Origin of the sequence: Sphaerotilus natans, from assembly GCF_900156335.1 — a bacterium.
Classification (GTDB): domain Bacteria; phylum Pseudomonadota; class Gammaproteobacteria; order Burkholderiales; family Burkholderiaceae_C; genus Sphaerotilus; species Sphaerotilus natans.
Genome location: NZ_FTMZ01000009.1, coordinates 1 through 18268, shown reverse-complemented (window position 1 = coordinate 18268; position 18268 = coordinate 1). Strand labels below are relative to the sequence as shown.

Sequence of the window (18268 nt, the reverse complement as noted above, 5' to 3'; positions counted from 1 at the left end):
TTCGAACGGATTCACGATGCACACCGACGTGCTGGTCATCGGTGGCGGCAACGCCGCCCTGTGCGCCGCGCTCACCGCGGCCGAGGCGGGCGCGCGCGTGCTGCTGCTGGAGGCCGCGCCGCGCCTGCTGCGTGGCGGCAATTCCGCCCACACCCGCAACCTGCGCTGCATGCATGACGCGCCGCAGGACGTGCTGGTCGATGCCTATCCCGAGGAGGAGTTCTGGCAGGACCTGCTGAAGGTCACCGGCGGGCGCACCAGCGAGCCGCTGGCGCGGCTGACCATCCGCGCCTCGTCGACCTGCCGGGACTGGATGCGCCGCCACGGCGTGCGCTTCCAGCCGCCGCTGTCGGGCGCGCTGCATGTGGCGCGCACCAACGCCTTCTTCATGGGTGGCGGCAAGGCGCTGGTGAACGCCTATTACCGCAGCGCCGAGCGCCTGGGCGTGCAGGTGCGCTATGAGACGCCGGTGCAGCGCCTGGAGATCGAGGCGGGCCGCTTCGTGGCCGCCCACGCCGGCGACGAGCGCATCACCGCCGACGCCTGCGTGCTGGCCGCCGGCGGCTTCGAGTCGAACCGCGAATGGCTGAGCGAGGCCTGGGGCACCAACGCGCGCGGCGAGCGTCCGGCCGAGCAGTTCCTGATCCGCGGCACGCGCTTCAACCAGGGCGTGCTGCTGCGCCACCTGCTCGAGGCGCACCGCGCCGACGCGATCGGCGACCCGACGCAGGCGCACATGGTGGCCATCGACGCGCGCGCGCCGCTGTACGACGGCGGCATCTGCACCCGCATCGACTGCGTGTCGCTGGGCATCGTCGTCAACCGCGAGGCGCTGCGCTTCTATGACGAGGGCGAGGACTTCTGGCCCAAGCGCTACGCCATCTGGGGGCGCCTGGTGGCCGGCCAGCCCGGGCAGATCGCCTGGAGCGTGATCGACGCCAAGGCGGCCGGCCGCTTCATGCCGCCGGTCTTTCCCGGCGAGGTGGCGCAGAGCCTGCCGGAGCTGGCGCGCCGGCTCGGCCTGGACGAGGCGACCTTCATGCGCACCGTGGACGACTACAACCGCGCCTGCCAGGCCGGCCACTTCGACCACACCACGCTGGACGACTGCCACACCGCCGGGCTGCAGCCGCCCAAGACCCACTGGGCGCGGCCCCTCGACACGCCGCCCTACACCGCCTATGCGCTGCGCCCGGGCGTGACCTTCACCTATCTGGGCCTGAAGACCGACGAGACGGCGGCCGTGCGCTTCGGCGACCGGCCCAGCGACAACCTGTTCGTTGCCGGCGAGATGATGGCCGGCAATGTGCTGGGCCAGGGCTACACCGCCGGCGTGGGCATGTCGATCGGCACCGCCTTCGGGCGCATCGCCGGCGCGGGCGCCGCCTCGGCCGCGCACCGCGCACGCAAGGAGAACGCATGAGCACCGGGAACATGACCGGCACCGACACGCTGCAGACGCTGGTGCGCCAGGCCACCGCGCTGGCGCAGGGCGATCCGGTCGAGGAGGTGGCGCGCCAGCTGCAGATCTGCAACGCCTGCCGCTACTGCGAGGGCTTCTGCGCGGTCTTTCCGGCGATGACGCGCCGCCTGGACTTCCCGGCCGCCGACGTGCACTACCTGGCCAACCTCTGCCACAACTGCGGTGCCTGCCTGCATGCCTGCCAGTACGCGCCGCCGCATGCCTTCGCGGTCAATGTGCCGCAGGCGATGGCCCGGGTGCGCGGCCAGACCTACACCGACCATGCCTGGCCCGCCCCTCTTGGCCGGCTCTACCAGCGCAACGGCCAGGTGGTGGCGCTGCTGCTGAGCCTGGCGCTGGGCCTGTTCCTGGCGCTGGCGGCGGCCTGGAACGGCGCGCTGTGGGGCTCGCCGGGGCCGGGCGGCTTCTATGCGATCTTCCCGCACAACACCCTGGTGCTGATGTTCGCGCCGGTGTTCCTGTGGGCGGTGCTGGCGCTGGGCCTGGGCGTGCGGCGCTTCTGGCGCGGCATCACCCCGGTGACGGGGGCTCGGCCGGTGAGCGGCGAGGCGGCGGCCTCGGCCACGCAGGAGGTGCTGACGCTGAAGTACCTGGACGGCGGCCACGGCGACGGCTGCCACGAGGCGGACGAGGCCTACACCCTGTGGCGGCGGCGCTTTCACCACCTTACCTTCTACGGCTTCGGCCTGTGCTTCGCGGCCACCGGCGTGGCCACGCTGATGCACTACCTGGGCGGCCAGCCAGCACCCTATGACCTGCCCAGCCTGCCCAAGCTGCTGGGCGTGCCGGGCGGCGTGAGCCTGCTGGCCGGATCGCTGGGCCTGGGCTGGCTGCGCATGCAGCGCCATCCGCTGCACGGCGACGTCGCCCAGCGGCCGATGGACATGGCCTTCATCACGCTGCTGGCGCTGACCAGCGCCAGCGGTCTGGCGCTGTGGCTGGCGCGTGGCCTGCCTGCGATGCCGCTGCTGCTGTGCCTGCACCTGGGCGCGGTGATGGCGCTGTTCCTGACGCTGCCCTACGGCAAGTTCGCCCACGGCATCTTCCGGGTGGCGGCCCTGCTGCGCCACAACGTCGAGCGGCGCCTGCCCAGTCCCGTCGGCCTCGGCGCCGACTGATTTCCCGCGGCGCCCTCGCCCCCTCTCTCGTTGTCGATGTTCCCGATGCGGCCGCCGCGGGCGGTGGCCGCCGGCGTGCGCCTGCGCGCCGCTTCCCGCCCCACGAACATTTCCAGGAGACAAGCATGTCCTCGACCGAGCCTTCAGGCTGTTCCCTTCCCTGTGATGCCGATGCGTCGGCGCCGGCCCCGGCGGTCGGATCGATCCGGCGCCGCGCCGGGCTGCTCGGTGCGCTGAGCCTGCTGGCGCTGGCCGCCGCGCCGGTGCAGGCGCAGAGCGCCGACTTCCCGCCGAAGAAGACCGTCACCATCATCGTGGGCTTCGCCGCCGGCGGCGCGGCCGACATGGCCGCACGGGTCATCGGCAAGAAGCTGGGCGACAACCTCGGCGCCACGGTGGTGATCGAGAACAAGGCCGGCGCCGGCGGCAACCTGGCGCACCAGTACGTCGCCCAGGGACCGACCGACGGCAGCGTGCTGCTCTTCGGCTCGGTCGGGCCGCTGGCCATCGCGCCGCACCTGATGAAGGTCAGCTACGACCCGATCCGCGACCTGGCGCCGATCACGATGGGGGTGAACTTCCCGAACGTGCTGGTGGTGCATGCAGGCGCCGGCATCCGCAGCTTCGCCGACTTCATCGCCGCGGCGAAGAAGACGCCCGGCCGGCTCGACTACGCCTCGACCGGGCCTGGCTCGGCCTCGCACCTGGCTGGCGAACTGCTCGACGACATGGCGCGCATCGACACCGTGCACATCCCGTACAAGGGCGGCGCGCCGGCGCTGCAGGACCTGCTGGGCGGCCGGGTCACCGCCTATTACTCGACCTATTCGACCGCGCAGCAGCACATCGACGCCGGCAAGCTGGTGCCGCTGGCCATCACCGGGCCGAAGCGGCTGCCGCAGCTGCCCAACGTGCCGACGGTCGCCGAGTCCGGCTACCCCGGCTACAACGCCACCAACTGGTATGCCTTCGTGGCCGCGTCCAAGGTGCCCAGGCCGGTGCTGGAGCGCTGGAACACCGAGCTGGTGAAGGTGCTGAAGTCGCCCGAGGTGGTCGCCGAGCTGAACCGCCACGGCATGCCGCCGGCGCCGGGCACCCGCGAGGAGCTGGGCCGCGAGATCGAGCGCGAGTCCGCCTACTGGGGCCGCGTGATCCGCGATCGCAAGATCGTCATGGAATGAGCCCCCCATCACACGAAAGAGACTGATCATGAAGAGACAAGCGATGCTCGCCCGACGCACCTGGCTGCGGCTGGGCGCCACCCTGGTGCTGGGCGCCAGCAGCCTGCTGGCCAGCGGCGCGGCCGTGGCTGCTGAACTGCACGTCATCACTTCCGGCGCTTTCACCGAGGCCTACAAGCAGCTCATCCCGATCTACGAGGCCGCCAGCGGCCACACGGTCAGGAGCTCCTTCGGTGCCTCGGTCGGCAATGCGCCGGACTCGATTCCCAGCCGCTTCGCCCGGGGCGAGAAGTTCGACCTGGTGATCCTGTCGGAGACCGGTCTGGAGGCGCTCGAGAAGGACGGCCGCCTGGTGCCGGGCTCGCGCCTGGACCTGGCACGCTCTCACATCGGTGCGGCGGTGCGCAAGGGCGCGCCGCGGCCGGACATCTCGACCGTCGAGGCGCTGCGCCGCACCCTGCTCGAGGCCGGCTCGGTGGCCTATTCGGCCAGCGCCAGCGGCGCCTATCTGTCGACCGTGCTGTTCCCGAAGCTGGGCGTCGAGGAGCGGCTGCGCCAGACCGGCAAGCGCATCCTCAGCGAGCGGGTCGGGGCGGTGGTGGCGCGCGGTGACGCCGAGCTGGGCTTCCAGCAGGTCAGCGAGCTGATCTATTTCAAGGAGCTGGACTTCATCGGCACGCTGCCGCCGGAGGTGCAGCAGTCGCTGTTCTTCTCGGCCGGGCTGGTGCAGGGCTCGTCGCAGCAGGAGGCGGCGCGGCATCTGGCGCGCTTCCTGCGCTCGGCGGCGGTGGCGCCGATCGTGCGCGCCACCGGGCTGGATCCGGTGGCCGAGGCGCCGGCCCGCTGAGCGGCGAGGCCTCCGCGATGAGCACGACGCCGGCCGCGCGACCCGAGGCGGCGGACCTGCGCCGGCCGAGCGGTCCGGCACAGCTGTTCCTCGTCTTCACCCGCACCTCGCTGCAGGGCTTCGGGGGCGTGCTGGCGGTGGTGCAGCGCGAGCTGGTCGAGCGCGAGCGCTGGTACACGCCCGAGTCCTTCCTGCAGGACTGGGCGGTGGCCCAGGTGCTGCCCGGGCCGAACGTCTGCAATCTGGCGCTGATGCTGGGCGACCGCACGCATGGCTGGCGCGGGGCCGCCGCCGCACTGGCCGGCCTGCTGCTGCTGCCGTTGGCGCTGGCGCTGCTGCTGGCGGGCGGGATCGGCGGTCTGGCGGCGCATCCGGACACGCAGCGGGTCTTCTCCGGGGCGCTCGAGGGCATGGGCGTGGTCGCGGCCGGGCTGATCGCCGGCACCTGCCTGCGGCTGGTGGCCGCGCTGCGTTCGCATCCGCTGGGTTTCCTGCCGGCGCTGGCGGTGGTGGTGCTGGCCTGGGGGGCGCTGGCGCTGGCGGGCTGGCCGCTGACCTGGGTGGTGCCGGGCCTGGGCCTGTGCGGCGCGCTGGTCACCGCCCTCGTCATGAAGAAGGGGCGGTGATGAGCCTGGCGGACTGGATGACGCTGGCCGGCCTGCACCTGAGCCTGTCGCTGCTGGCCGTCGGCGGCGCGGTCACGCTGGCGCCGGCGCTGCATCTGCATCTGGTGCGCGAGCTGGCCTGGCTGAGCCCGATGCAGTTCACCCAGGCGCTGGTGCTGGCGCAGGCCGCGCCGGGGCCGAACGTGCTCTTCATCGCGCTGCTGGGCTGGCAGGTCGGGGTGGGCGGCAGCGGCGCGGCGCCGGCCAGCGGCACCGCGCTGGCGTCCGGCCTGTTCGGCGCGTTGCTGAGCCTGGTGGCGGTGCTGCTGCCCAGCAGCCTGCTGGCGCTGGGCGTGACCCGCTGGATCGGCCGCCATCAGCAGCATCTGGCGGTGCAGGCCTTCCGCCTCGGGCTGGCGCCGGTGGTGATCGGCGTGCTGCTGTCGACCGCCACGCTGCTGCTGCAGGGCGAGCATGGCGGCTGGCCACCGGCGCGGCCGCTGCTGCTGGCTGCCGGCGTGGCGCTGCTGGTGTGGCGCACCCGGCTGGCGCTGCCGTGGATGCTGGCTGCCGGCGCGCTGCTGGGCGCGTCGGGCCAGCTCTAATCTGAGCCGTGCCGAGCCGTGCTCAGCGCTTCGCCATCGGCACCCGGTGCGAGAAGATCGACAGCAGGCTGGCGGCCACCACCACCACGCCCATCGCGGCGGTCAGGGTCAGCGCGTGCGCGATCGCGCCGATCAGCGGCGGGCCGATCAGGAAGCCGCTGTAGCCGATCGACGAGACCGAGGCGATCGCCGCGGCGCGGCTGGTGCCCGGCACCCGGGTCGCGGCGTTGTAGAGGATCGGCACCACCGGCGCCAGCCCGGCGCCGACCAGCGCGTAGCCGATCAGCGAGACCCACGGATCGCCGCTGATCAGCACCACCGCCATCGCGAAGGCCGACAGCCCGGCGCTGAAGGCCAGCAGCTGGTCTTCGGGATAGCGCGCGCGCAGCCGGTCGCCGGCGAAGCGCGCCAGCGCCATCGCGCCTGCGAAGGCCGCGTAGCCCAGGCCGGCCTGGGCCTGCGGCATGCCGAGCTCCTGCTTCAGGTAGAGCACGCACCAGTCGTACATCACGCCTTCGGCGCTCATGCCGGCGAAGATCAGCAGGCCGATGACCAGCAGCTGGCCGCGCGGCCAGGCGAACTGCGCCTGCGGACCCTCGTGCGGCTCGGGCGCCGGATGGGTGTCGAGCATGCCGCGGGCGGCCGCCAGCACCGCCAGCGCCATCAGCAGGCCGAAGCCGGCGAGCTGATGCTCCGGCGTGACCTGCAGCCGCAGCAGGCCTGCGGCCAGCGCCGCGCCGCCCATCGCGCCCAGGCTGAACATGCCGTGCAGGCCGCTGAGAATGGCGCGCCCGCCCAGGACCTCCAGCGCCGAGCCTTCGGCATTGATCGCCACGTCGTAGAGGCTCATCGCCGCGCCGAAGACCAGCATCGCCGGCAGCAGCAGCGCCAGCGAGGGCCAGTGCAGCACCAGCGCCAGCATCAGGCCCATCACCAGCGCGCAGGCCCGCGCCGCGCCGCGCGCGCCCAGCCACGCGACGATGCGCCCGGCGGTGAACAGCGACACCACCGCGCCGGCGGCGGCCGACAGCAGCACCAGCGACAGCATCGCCTCGTCCAGGCCGTAGTGCATCTTGACCGAGGGGATGTGCACGCCCCAGGCGCCGCCGACCAGCCCCAGCGCCGCGAACAGCACCCGAGTGGAGCGGCGCGCCCGCGACAGCCGCGAGGGCGAGGGGCCGGGCGCGGTCTGGCCGAGCGAGGCAGGGAAGGTCGTTGTCATGTGCAATCTTTCGGGGTGTGCAGGCGCTCGCGCGGCTCGACCTTCGGGCAGCGGTCGGGCCGGCGTGCCGAGCTCGGCGCGGCCCACTGCACCGCGTTGGCCAGCACGCGCCGGATCTGCGGATGGTGATAGGTCGGGAACGTCTCGTGGCCCGGCCGGAAATAGAAGATGCGTCCGTGGCCGCGCTGCCAGCAGCAGCCCGAGCGGAAGACCTCGCCGCCCTCGAACCAGGAGATGAACACGGTGCTGTCGGGCGCGGGAATGTCGAAGCGCTCGCCGTACATCTCTTCCTGCGCGAGCTCGATGCAGTCGTCCAGGCCGGCGGCGATCGGGTGCGCGGGCTCGACCACCCACAGTCGCTCGCGCTCGCCGGCGACGCGCCACTGCAGCGAGCAGTGCGTGCCCATCAGCCGGCGGAAGAGGCGCGAGAAGTGGCCCGAGTGCAGCACGATCAGGCCCATGCCGGCCAGCACATGGCGCTGCAGGCGGTCGACGACCTCATCCTCGATCTCGGCATGCGCCCGGTGGCCCCACCAGACCAGCACGTCGCAGCCGGCCAGACGTTCTTCCGACAGGCCCTGCTCGGGCTCGTCGAGCGTGGCCGTCGAGATGTCGAGTGCCCGGGCGGTCGGCCCCAGGCCGGGCAGTTCGGCCAGCGCGGCGGCGATCGTGGCGTGAATGCCGTCCGGATAGATCGCGGCGACCTCCGGCCGCGTGCGCTCGTGGCGGAACTCGTTCCAGACGATGACAGAAATCCGCGCTGGTGGCGCGGGCAATGGGGCGGGGCTTTGCATGTCGGCAGAATAGGTTTTTACCCGGATGGGCGGCAACGGCTGCCGACAGCACAAAACCTCAAACCATGTCAGAAAACCTGGATGCGTCGGCAATGACGGCCGACCTGCCGACCGAGCCGGCGCAGCGCCTGCGCCAGCTGGTCGAGCGCTTTGCGCGTGCGGCGGCCGAGGGGCGTGCGCCGCTGTGGCTGCCGCCGCATCCGGCGGTCTGGCCCGGTCGTGGCCAGGGCCATTTCCACCTGGCCGCCGAGTTGTTCCTGCAGGTCTCGGGCACGACCCGCTTCGTCTTCCCGCACGCCGAGCGGCTGCTGCAGCCCGGCGAGATGCTGCTGGTGCCGCCGAAGCTGCTGCATGACGAGCATGTGCGCGCGGCCGGACCGGCGCCGGCGCAGGCCTTCCAGAACCTGGTCATCCACGCCGATGCCGGCTCGCTGTGCAGCCATCTGGCGCACGAGGTGCAGCCCGGCCGGCCCGGCATCCTGCACCTGGAGGTGCGCGGCCACCCGCAGGTCGCGCGCATCCAGGACTGGCTGGCCGACGCGGCGCTGCCGGGCGACGAAGGCGACGCGGCGCTGGCGCTGCAGCGCCGCGCGCTGGTGGCCGCGGCGCTGGCCGGGGTGCGCCGGGTGCTCGAGGCCGGCGCGGCCGCCGAGGTCAGCGTCGAGCCGCCGCTGATCGCGCGGGTGCGCTCGCTGATCCGCGACCGCCTGGGCGATCACACGCTGAGCGTGCGCGATCTGGCCGCGCACTGCGGCTGCAGCGCCGACTACCTCTCGCACCTCTTCCACCGCCACGCCGGCGAGACGCTGGCCGCGCACATCGTGCGCCTGCGCCTCGACCGCGCCGAGCGGCTGCTGGCCGACGAGGCGGCGCTGGCGGTCAAGGAAGTGGCCTGGGCCTGCGGCTTCGCGTCCTCGGGCTACTTCATCCGCACCTTCCGCGCGCGGCACGGGCTGACGCCGGCGGTCTGGCGCCAGGCGCGGCCGAGCCGGCCCGCCAGCGCGACCGCTGCCGCCGTGCCGGCTCCGCTCTTGCAGGCGCGACCCTTCGTGCCCACGCGCGAGCGTCCCTGCCACTGGGCACGCCTGCCCGGCGACGAGGCCGACGACGGCCGCCCCGATACTGCCGCCTGATGCCGCCCCGGCAGCCTCCACCTTCTTTCCCCTTCGACACGAACATCGACATGAGCACCGACATGAGCACGAGCACCGACCGCCCCGATTCCGCCGTCTCCCCCGCGCCGTCCGCCGGCGAGCAGCGCCGCCGCCAGGTCATGGGCGACGCCTTCGTCGATCGCGCGCTGGGCGCCGCGGACGCCTTCTCCCGGCCGCTGCAGGCCTACGTCAACGAGCACGCCTGGGGCTCGACCTGGCTGCGCGAGGGGCTGGAGCTCAAGCAGCGCAGCCTGTGCACCGTGGCGATGCTGGCCGCGCTGGGCCGCAGCCAGGAGCTCAAGGGCCACCTGCGCGGCGCGATGAACAACGGCGCCACGCTGGCCGAGATCCGCGAGGTGCTGCTGCACGTCGCCCCCTACGCCGGCGCCCCGGCCGCGATCGAGGCCTTCCGCGCCGCCAAGGAATGGCTGGCCGACAGCGGGCTGTCGGTGGATGGGCTGGATCCGAGCTGAGGGGGATCAGCCTTCGTGAACACGCGCAGCACAGAGCATGGACGACAAAGGAGCCTGGAAATGAACCTCTCCGACATCTCGACGCACTGGGTCGCGCTGCACGAGGCGCTCGGCCTGGGCGCGCCGATCGCCGATGACGCGCACTACGAACGGATGCTGGCGGTCGTGGACCAGCTTTTCGACGCCGTGGCCGCCGATCCGGCGCATCCGCTGGGCGGCCTGGTGGAGATCCTGGCCAATCGCATCCGCGACTACGAAGGTCGCATTCATCCGTGGCCCGACACCAGCACACCGGCCAGCGTGCTCGCCAGCCTGATGGAGGAGCACGGACTGCGGCAGTCCGACCTGCCCGAGATCGGCTCGCAGGGCGTCGTCTCCGAGGTGCTCGCTGGCAAGCGACGGCTCAACCTGCGGCAGGTGCGGGCGCTGGCGGCGCGGTTCTCGGTGCCGATGGAGATGCTGGCTGCCTGAGCCGCCCCCTTCACCGCCTCAAAGAAACCGCTCCAGGAACTTCCGCGACGCGCGGTCCAGCGCGCCCATGTCGCGCACCGAGAAGACGATGCCGTGGCCGCTGGTGATCAGCAGGCGCCGGCCGGGCAGGCGGCGGATGTCTTCCTCGACCTTGAGCACCAGCGTCGTCTCGCCGCGGTCGGTCTCGACCGTCCAGGTGCTGGGCGTGGAGAAAGTCGAGACCTCGCGGATGCGGCTGATCTCGGGCATGAACTCGCGGTGCGCGAGTTCCTCGTCGATCAGCGCGCGCAGCGGCGGCGGCAGGTCGGCCGGGCGGTCGATCCAGACCAGCTCGTGGCCTTCGGCGCTGACCAGCGACAGGCCGGCCTCGGGCGCCGAGACGGGGAATGCGCGCACCGGCGTGACGCCTTGGCGCGGCACGCCGTCGGCGCCGGTGTAGACCAGGCGGCCGCTGGCGTGGCGCTCGAGCGTGAAGGCGGGCAGGGCGGCGGAGGTCGTCGGGAGGGACATCGTCGGGGTCTCGTTCAGTGCGTGCCGTGGGCCGAGGGCTGCGGGATCTGGTGCGCCAGCAGCACCTGGTCGTGCTCGGACTCGCCGTCCTCGTCGCCCTCGGTGCGGCGGGCCTGGGCCATGTAGAGACGGAAGTAGTGGCCCTCGCGTGCCATCAGCTCGTCATGCGTGCCGACCTCGACCACCACGCCGCGGTCCATCACCACCAGCCGGTCGGCCTTGCGCAGCGTCGAGAGCCGGTGCGCGATGGCGATGGTCGTGCGGCCCTGCACCAGGTTGTCGAGCGCCTTCTGGATTTCCTTCTCGGTCTCGGTGTCGACGCTGGCGGTGGCCTCGTCGAGGATGAGCACGCGCGGGTCGATCAGCAGCGCGCGCGCGATCGAGATGCGCTGGCGCTCGCCGCCCGACAGGCCCTGGCCGCGCTCGCCCACCACCGAGTCGTAGCCCTGCGGCAGTCGCAGGATGAAGTCGTGCGCGTGCGCGGCGCGCGCGGCGGCGATGATCTGCGCGCGGGTGGCGTCCGGGCGGCCGTAGGCGATGTTCTCGGCGATGGTGCCGAAGAACAGGAAAGGCTCCTGCAGCACCAGGCCGATGTGGCGGCGGTAGTCCGACACCGCGTAGCGGCGGATGTCGACGCCATCGACCTGGATCGAGCCGTCGGTGATGTCGTAGAAGCGGCAGATCAGGTTGACCAGCGTGCTCTTGCCCGAGCCCGAGTGGCCGACCAGGCCGATCATCTCGCCGGGGCGGATGTCGAGGTTCATGCCGCGGATCACCGAGCGGCTGCCGTAGCGGAAGGCGATGTTCTCGAGCTTTACCGCGCCCTGCAGCTGCGTGATCTTCACCGGCTGCGCCGGCTCGGGCACGTTCGAGACATGGTCGAGGATGTCGAAGATGCGCTTGGCGCCGGCGGCGGCCTTCTGCGTCACCGAGACGATGCGGCTCATCGAGTCGAGCCGGCTGTAGAAGCGGCCGATGTAGGCCAGGAAGGCGGTCAGGATGCCGACCGTGATCTCGCCGCGGCTGACCTGCCAGATGCCGAAGCCCCAGACCACCAGCAGGCCGATGTCGGTCAGCAGCGTCACGGTGGGCGTGAACAGGCTCCAGGTCTTGTTGATGCGGTCGTTGACCGCCAGGTTGGCGTCGTTGGCCTCGTGGAAGCGCTTCGACTCGCGCGATTCCTGGGCGAAGGCCTTGACCACGCGGATGCCCGGAATGGTGTCGGCCAGCACGTTGGTCACGTCGCCCCAGACGCGGTCGATCTTCTCGAAGCCGGTGCGCAGCCGGTCTCGCACCCGATGGATCATCCAGGCGATGAAGGGCAGCGGCAGCAGCGTCACCAGCGCCAGCCACGGGTTGATCGAGAACAGGATCACCGCCGTCATCCCCAGCATCAGCACGTCGGTGGCGAAGTCCAGCGCATGCAGCGACAGGAAGACCGAGAGCCGATCGGTCTCCGAGCCGATGCGCGCGATCAGGTCGCCGGTGCGCTTGGCGCCGAAATAGTCCAGCGACAGGCCGAGCAGGTGGTCGAAGGCGGTGGTGCGCAGGTCGGCGGCGATGCGCTCGGACACCAGCGCCAGCAGCCAGGTGCGCGCCCAGCCCAGGCCCCAGGCCAGCAGGCCCGAGCCGAACAGGCCGCCCAGCAGCATGCCGACCTGACGGGTGTCGATCGATTGGCCGTTCTGGAAGGGGATCAGCACCTCGTCCATCAGCGGAATCGTCAGGTAGGGCGGCACCAGCGTGGCGGCGGTGGAGGCCAGCGTCAGCAGGAAGCCCGCCAGCAGCGTCCAGCGGTAGGGCCGCGCGAATCGCCACAGCCGCAGCAGCACCCAGGTCGAGGGCGGTGTCGTCAGCTCGCGGGTGCAGATCTCGCAGTCGTCGCTGTCGGGGGGCAGCGGCGCGTGGCAGGTGGGGCAGCGGGTCGGGTCGGCGCCGTCCTCGTCCGGATGCGCGTGGCCGGCCTGCGCGAGCTGCTCGATCCGCTGCTCGAACAGGCGCACCAGCCGCAGCGCCTGGACGTTCTGCGCCAGCGTGAAGCGCCACAGCGCCAGCCGCCCGCTGCCGTCATGCAGCTCGAGCGTGCCGACGCCGGCGTGATCGTGGTGCCGCAGCGACAAGTCCGGCCGCAGCGGCCAGGCCCCGCGCGCGTCGATCAGCCGCTGCTCGGTGAGCTGCAGCCGGGCGCGCGCGAAGTGCAGCCGCTCGTCCAGGTCAACCTCCAGCGTGGTCAGGACGTTTTCGTTCGGCAGGAGCGGGAGGGTCGCGGACTCGACGGCGTCGGCGCGAACGGAGGCGGAGTGGGCTTGCATCGGGATTCTTCTCGGGGTGGCCGATTCTGGCCCAGCCGGATCGTGCGGCCTTGGCGCAGATGAACACGTCTCGTACAACGTCGCGGCAGCGCATCGCGCTGACCTGGCGTTCAGTCCGGGAGCCTGGCGCAAGGTGAAGTCGGCACAATCACGTTCCCATCGGTCCTTCGGCGGCTACCTTCGGCACGACATGAGCAAGAAAGACGACATCAAGCTGCTGCGCATCACCTACCTGCGCGGCCCCAATGTGTGGACTTACCGTCCGACGCTCGAAGTCTGGCTGGACCTGGGCGAGCTCGAGGACTGGCCGTCGAACCGGCTGCCCGGCTTCAACGCCCGGCTGACGGCGATGCTGCCCGCGCTGGTCGAGCACCACTGCGGCGTGGGCGAGCGCGGCGGCTTCCTGCAGCGCCTGGAGGGCGGCACCTGGATGGGCCATGTGCTCGAGCATGTGGTCATCGAGCTGCTGAACCTGGCGGGCATGCCCACCGGCTTCGGCCAGACGCGCAGCACCTCGCAGCGCGGCGTCTACCGCATGGTCTTCCGCGCCCGTGACGAGCAGGTCGCCCGCACCGCGCTGGCCGAAGGTCACCGCCTGCTGATGAGCGCGATCAACGACGAGGCCTTCGAGGTCGAGCCGGCGGTCGAGCGGGTGCGCGAGAAGATCGACGACTGCTACCTGGGCCCGAGCACCGCCAGCATCGTCGGCGCTGCGACCGACCGCCGCATTCCGCACATCCGGCTGAACGACGGCAACCTGGTGCAGCTCGGCTACGGCGCGGCGCAGCGTCGCATCTGGACTGCCGAGACCGACCTGACCAGCGCGATCGCCGAGGGCATCGCCAGCGACAAGGACATGACCAAGACGCTGCTGAAGTCCTGCGGCGTGCCGGTGCCCGCCGGCGCGGTGGCCGACAGCCCCGAGGCCGCCTGGGACGAGGCCGAGGACATCGGCGTGCCGGTGGTGGTCAAGCCCAGCGACGCCAACCACGGCCGCGGCGTGAGTCTGGACCTGCGCACCCGCGAGGAGGTCATGGCCGCCTGGCATGTGGCCGATGCCGAGGGCAGCGAGGTCATCGTCGAGCGCTACATTCCCGGCGACGAGCACCGGGTGCTGGTCGTCGCCGGCCAGGTGGTCGCCGCTGCGCGCGGCGAGACGCTGTGGGTCACCGGCGACGGCCGCTCCAGCGTGCAGCAGCTGATCGACACCCAGCTCAACACCGACCCGCGCCGCGGCGAGGCCGAGGAATTCCCGCTCGAGACGATCCGCCTGGAGCGCGAGCCGGTGATCCGCCTGCTGCTCGAACGCCAGGGCCTAGACGCCGAGGCGGTGCCCGAGGCCGGCCGCCAGGTGCTGATCCAGCGCAACGGCAACGTCGCCATCGACTGCACCGACGACGTGCACCCGGACGTCGCCTACCAGGTGGGCCTGGCCGCGCGCATCGTCGGCCTGGACATCGCCGGCATCGACCTGGTCACCACCGACATCTCGCGCCCGCTGCACGAGACGGGCGGCGCCATCGTCGAGGTCAACGCCGGCCCCGGCCTGCTGATGCACCTCAAGCCGGCGCAGGGCATGCCGCGCCCGGTCGGCCAGGCGATCGTCGACCACCTGTTCGCCGAGGACGACAGCGGCCGCGTGCCGGTCGTCGGCGTGGCCGGCTCGCGCCACACCTCGCAGATCGCGCAGATCGTCGCGTGGCTGGTGCACCTGGGCGGCCGCCATGTTGGTCTGGCCTGCCGCGACGGCCTGTTCCTGGCCGGCCGGCGCGTCGGCCGGGGTGACTGCGCGAACTGGGACAGCGGCCACCGCCTGCTGATGAACCGCGAGGTCCAGGCGGTGGTGATCGAGAACGACGCCGGCGTCATCCTCGACACCGGCCTGCCCTACGACCGCTGCCACGTCGGCGTGGTCACCGATCTCGATGGCTTCGATCGCCTTGAGCGCCACGACATCCGCGAGTCCGAGCAGATGCCGCGCGTGATGCGCACCCAGGTCGACGTCGTGCTGCCCGAGGGCGCGGCGGTGCTCAACGCCGACGACGAGCGCATCGCCGACATGGCACGCCTGTCCGACGGCGAGGTCATCCTCTACGCCACCCGGCCCGAGCCGCTGGCCGACCACCGCGCCGAGGGCGGCCGCGCCGTGCTGCTGCGCGACGGCCGCATCGTGCTGGCCACCGGCGCGAGCGAGGCGGTCTGCGTCGATCTGGCGCGCCGTCGCATCGCGATCGCGCCCGAGGTCGCGCTGCCGGCGCTGGCCACCGCCTGGGCGATGGGCATCAACCCGGAGCTGATGGCCGCCGGCCTGGAGACCTTCGGCTCGCGCGCTGCCGCCTGAGTCACGCTCGCCCCGCACGAAGAACCCGATCGATCCGATCGACCCCGATCAGAGAAGAACACCCGATGGACGTTTCCCGCATCCGGGCCCTGCGCGGCCCCAATCTCTGGAGCCGCCACACCGCTGTCGAGGCGATCGTCTCGTGCGAGCCGGCCGAGCGCTCCCTGGTCCACCTGCCGGGCTTCGAGGCCCGTCTGCGCGCGCTGTTCCCGGCGATCGGGCCGGTGCCGGTCGGCGCGCAGCGCGCCGACGTGTCGCTCGCGCATGTGCTGGAGGCTGCGACGCTGGCGCTGCAGGCCCAGGCCGGCTGCCCGGTGACCTTCAGCCGCACCTCGGTCACGGTCGAGGACGGCACCTATCAGGTCGTCGTCGAGTACACCGAGGAGGACGTCGGCCGCCTCGCGCTGCGCCATGCCGAGGCCCTGGTGCGCGCGGCGCTGAACGGCAGCGAGTTCGATGTCGCCGCCGCGATCGCCGAGCTGCGCGATCTCGACGAGGACGTGCGCCTGGGCCCGAGCACCGGCTCGATCGTCAACGCCGCGCTGGCCCGCGGCATCCCGATCCGCCGCCTGACGCAGGGCAGTCTGGTGCAGCTCGGCTGGGGCTCGCGCCAGCGCCGCATCCAGGCCGCCGAGGTCGACACCACCAGCGCGGTGTCCGAGTCGATCGCGCAGGACAAGGACCTGACCAAGAAGCTGCTGCACGCCGCCGGCGTGCCGGTGCCGATCGGCCGCCCGGCCGCCACGCCCGACGAGGCCTGGGCGGTGGCCGAGGAGATCGGCCTGCCGGTCGTGCTCAAGCCGCAGGACGGCAACCAGGGCAAGGGCGTGACGGTCAACATCGCCGACCGCGCCCAGCTCGACCGTGCCTTCGCGACCGCCGCCGAGATCGGCGAGGTGCTGGTCGAGAAGTACCTGCCCGGCAGCGATTTCCGCCTGCTGGTCGTCGGCGACCGGCTGGTGGCCGCGGCTCGTCGCGATCCGCCCCATGTCATCGGCGACGGCGAGCACACCGTGCGTGAGCTGGTCGAGATCGTCAACGCCGACCCGCGCCGCGGCACCGGCCACGCGACCTCACTGACGAAGATCCGCTTCGACGACATCGCCATCGCGCGGCTGGCGCTGCAGGATCTGCTGCCCGAGTCGGTGCCCGAGAAGGGCCGGCGCGTCATCCTGCGCAACAACGCCAACCTCAGCACCGGCGGCACCGCCACCGACGTGACCGACGATGTCCACCCGGAAGTCGCCGCGCGTGCGGTGGCCGCGGCGCAGATGGTCGGCCTGCATGTCTGCGGCGTCGACGTGGTCTGCGAGAGCGTGCTGCGTCCGCTCGAGGAGCAGGACGGCGGCATCGTCGAGGTCAACGCCGCGCCGGGCCTGCGCATGCACCTGTCGCCGTCCTACGGCAAGGGCCGCGCGGTCGGCGAGGCGGTCATCGACAGCATGTACGCGCACGGCGATGACGGCCGCATCCCGGTCGTCGCCGTCACCGGCACCAACGGCAAGACCACCACCGCGCGGCTGATCACGCACCTGTTCGCCAGCAGCGGCCTGCGCGTGGGCATGACCAACACCGACGGCGTCTATGTCAACGGTCGCCAGATCGACAGCGGCGACTGCTCCGGCCCGCGCAGCGCGCGCAACGTGCTGATGCACCCGGACGTGGACGCGGCGGTGTTCGAGACCGCCCGCGGCGGCGTGCTGCGCGAAGGCCTGGGCTTCGACCGCTGCCAGGTGGCGGTGGTCACCAACATCGGCGCCGGCGACCACCTCGGCCTGAACTACATCACCACCGTCGAGGACCTGGCGGTCCTCAAGCGGGTGATCGTGCAGAACGTGGCCGCCACCGGCTACGCGGTGCTCAACGCCGCCGACCCGATCGTGGCCGGCATGGCCTCGGTCTGCCCCGGTCAGGTGATCTTCTTCGCCGCCGACCGTCAGCACCCGGTGATGGCCACGCACCGCGCCCAGGGGCGGCGCTGCGTCTATGTCGAAGGCGATCATCTGGTCGCCGCCGAGGGCGCGCGTCGCGAGCTGCTGCCGCTGCGCGAGATCCCGATCACCCGGGGCGGCCTGATCGGCTTCCAGGTCGAGAACGTCATGGCCGCGGTCGCTGCCGGCTGGGGCGCCGGGCTGGACTGGGATTCGATTCGCCGCGGCCTGGCGAGCTTCGCCAGCGACTCCGACAACGCTCCCGGCCGCTTCAACGTCATGGACTACCGCGGCGCCACTGTCATCGCCGACTACGGCCACAACCCGGATGCAATGCGTGCGCTGGTCTCGGCAGTCGATGCGCTGCCGGCGCAGCGCCGCTCGGTGGTCATCAGCGGTGCGGGCGATCGCCGTGATCAGGACATCCGCGAGCAGACGCAGATCCTGGGCGCCGCCTTCGACGACGTCATCCTCTATCAGGATGCCTGCCAGCGCGGCCGCGCTGACGGCGAGGTGGTGGCGCTGCTGCGCGAAGGCCTGCAGGGCGCGGCCCGCACCAGGCAGATCGACGAGATCCGCGGCGAGTTCGTCGCCATCGATCTGGCGCTCGAGCGCCTGCAGTCGGGCGATCTCTGCCTGATCCTGGTCGATCAGGTCGAGGAGGCACTGGCCTATCTGGCTCAGCGTGTCCGAGGCGCGGCCCCGGGCGCCTGAACGCGTGCTGCATCGGTCGTGTCACGGTGCTGAAAGGCGGGTGACACGACCCTGAAAAATTTTTTGGGAAAGTGCTTGCACGACCCGAAAAGTTCGTACTAGAATAGCGTTCTTCGCTGCTGCAGAACAAACGAAACGCGGCAAACAAAGCGAAGCAGTTCTTTAAAAAATCAACAGCCGATAAGCGTGGGCGTTTGAGGCGAGTGTCTCGGATCTTCGGGTCCGGGTCCTTGTGACCTTAAACGCTCATGGATAGAGAAGTGAAGTTCACTTCAATTCCTTGAGCAAGCAACAAGATCGAACTGAAGAGTTTGATCCTGGCTCAGATTGAACGCTGGCGGTATGCCTTACACATGCAAGTCGAACGGTAGAGGGGCAACCCTTGAGAGTGGCGAACGGGTGAGTAATACATCGGAACGTGCCCAGTCGTGGGGGATAACGTAGCGAAAGCTACGCTAATACCGCATACGACCTGAGGGTGAAAGCGGGGGATCGCAAGACCTCGCG

15 protein-coding genes and 1 rRNA gene are annotated in these 18268 nt (G+C 71.5%); 12 read left to right on the top strand and 4 right to left on the bottom strand.

Translation table 11 applies throughout. The features are described 5' to 3' along the window. The first annotated feature begins 16 nt into the window (after positions 1 to 16). From tcuA to BW996_RS09735, 6 genes are all read left to right on the top strand, one after another. Positions 17 to 1423 carry an FAD-dependent tricarballylate dehydrogenase TcuA gene (gene tcuA / locus BW996_RS09760; protein WP_037482009.1) on the top strand — a complete coding sequence of 469 codons (1407 nt, stop codon included), beginning with the start codon at positions 17 to 19 and terminating at the stop codon, positions 1421 to 1423. Next, entirely contained in the window at positions 1420 to 2601 is a 1182-nt protein-coding gene (gene tcuB, locus BW996_RS09755; RefSeq protein ID WP_241461966.1) for a tricarballylate utilization 4Fe-4S protein TcuB, read from the top strand. Before tcuA ends, tcuB begins: the two co-directional genes overlap by 4 nt. Positions 2602 to 2804: 203 nt before the next feature. Then, positions 2805 to 3782, top strand: a complete 978-nt coding sequence (locus BW996_RS09750; protein WP_037482033.1) for a Bug family tripartite tricarboxylate transporter substrate binding protein — start codon at positions 2805 to 2807, stop codon at positions 3780 to 3782. Between the two features lie 28 nt (positions 3783 to 3810). Continuing rightward, positions 3811 to 4629: a substrate-binding domain-containing protein gene (locus BW996_RS09745; protein ID WP_037482007.1), complete on the top strand. Its 819-nt coding sequence runs from the start codon at positions 3811 to 3813 to the stop codon at positions 4627 to 4629. Positions 4630 to 4646: 17 nt separating this feature from the next. Beyond that, the gene (locus BW996_RS09740) at positions 4647 to 5255 is read left to right on the top strand and encodes a chromate transporter (protein WP_037482003.1); all 609 of its coding nucleotides are present in this window, start codon (positions 4647 to 4649) and stop codon (positions 5253 to 5255) included. Then, positions 5255 to 5839, top strand: a complete 585-nt coding sequence (locus BW996_RS09735; RefSeq protein WP_037482001.1) for a chromate transporter — start codon at positions 5255 to 5257, stop codon at positions 5837 to 5839. The genes BW996_RS09740 and BW996_RS09735 overlap by 1 nt, the downstream gene beginning before the upstream one ends. A 22-nt stretch (positions 5840 to 5861) precedes the next feature. On the opposite strand, the gene BW996_RS09730 is transcribed toward BW996_RS09735, so the two are convergent. Together BW996_RS09730 and BW996_RS09725 are read right to left on the bottom strand one after the other, a co-directional pair. Next, positions 5862 to 7061, bottom strand: a complete 1200-nt coding sequence (locus BW996_RS09730; RefSeq protein ID WP_051631924.1) for an MFS transporter — start codon at positions 7059 to 7061, stop codon at positions 5862 to 5864. Further along, positions 7058 to 7855 (bottom strand): ThuA domain-containing protein, encoded by a 798-nt coding sequence (locus tag BW996_RS09725; RefSeq protein ID WP_051631923.1) that lies wholly within the window; start codon positions 7853 to 7855, stop codon positions 7058 to 7060. Before BW996_RS09725 ends, BW996_RS09730 begins: the two co-directional genes overlap by 4 nt. A gap of 92 nt (positions 7856 to 7947) precedes the next feature. On the opposite strand from BW996_RS09725, the gene BW996_RS09720 reads away from it, so the two are divergent. The 3 genes from BW996_RS09720 to BW996_RS09710 all read left to right on the top strand — a co-directional run bounded on the left by BW996_RS09720 (position 7948) and on the right by BW996_RS09710 (position 9953). Continuing rightward, a complete protein-coding gene (locus BW996_RS09720) occupies positions 7948 to 8988 on the top strand; it encodes a helix-turn-helix transcriptional regulator (RefSeq protein WP_076458864.1) in 1041 nt (346 codons plus the stop codon). Between the two features lie 62 nt (positions 8989 to 9050). Further along, positions 9051 to 9482 carry a carboxymuconolactone decarboxylase family protein gene (locus BW996_RS09715; RefSeq protein ID WP_051631926.1) on the top strand — a complete coding sequence of 144 codons (432 nt, stop codon included), beginning with the start codon at positions 9051 to 9053 and terminating at the stop codon, positions 9480 to 9482. Between the two features lie 60 nt (positions 9483 to 9542). Continuing rightward, positions 9543 to 9953 carry a helix-turn-helix domain-containing protein gene (locus BW996_RS09710; RefSeq protein ID WP_037481993.1) on the top strand — a complete coding sequence of 137 codons (411 nt, stop codon included), beginning with the start codon at positions 9543 to 9545 and terminating at the stop codon, positions 9951 to 9953. A gap of 18 nt (positions 9954 to 9971) precedes the next feature. Here the strand turns inward: BW996_RS09710 and BW996_RS09705 are convergent, their stop codons facing one another. Both BW996_RS09705 and BW996_RS09700 read right to left on the bottom strand, forming a co-directional pair. Next, a complete protein-coding gene (locus BW996_RS09705; protein ID WP_037481991.1) occupies positions 9972 to 10463 on the bottom strand; it encodes a cyanophycin metabolism-associated DUF1854 family protein in 492 nt (163 codons plus the stop codon). A gap of 14 nt (positions 10464 to 10477) precedes the next feature. After that, positions 10478 to 12775, bottom strand: coding sequence for a cyanophycin metabolism-associated ABC transporter (locus tag BW996_RS09700; protein WP_037481989.1), 2298 nt, complete (start codon positions 12773 to 12775; stop codon positions 10478 to 10480). Positions 12776 to 12965: 190 nt separating this feature from the next. Between BW996_RS09700 and BW996_RS09695 the strand changes: the two genes are divergently transcribed. The 3 genes from BW996_RS09695 to BW996_RS09685 form a co-directional block, all read left to right on the top strand. Then, positions 12966 to 15116, top strand: coding sequence for a cyanophycin synthetase (locus BW996_RS09695; RefSeq protein WP_037481987.1), 2151 nt, complete (start codon positions 12966 to 12968; stop codon positions 15114 to 15116). 65 nt (positions 15117 to 15181) lie between these two features. After that, positions 15182 to 17761 (top strand): cyanophycin synthetase, encoded by a 2580-nt coding sequence (gene cphA / locus BW996_RS09690; protein ID WP_037481984.1) that lies wholly within the window; start codon positions 15182 to 15184, stop codon positions 17759 to 17761. A 299-nt stretch (positions 17762 to 18060) separates the two neighbouring features. Beyond that, positions 18061 to 18268: ribosomal RNA gene (locus BW996_RS09685) — 16S ribosomal RNA — on the top strand; the annotation flags it as partial.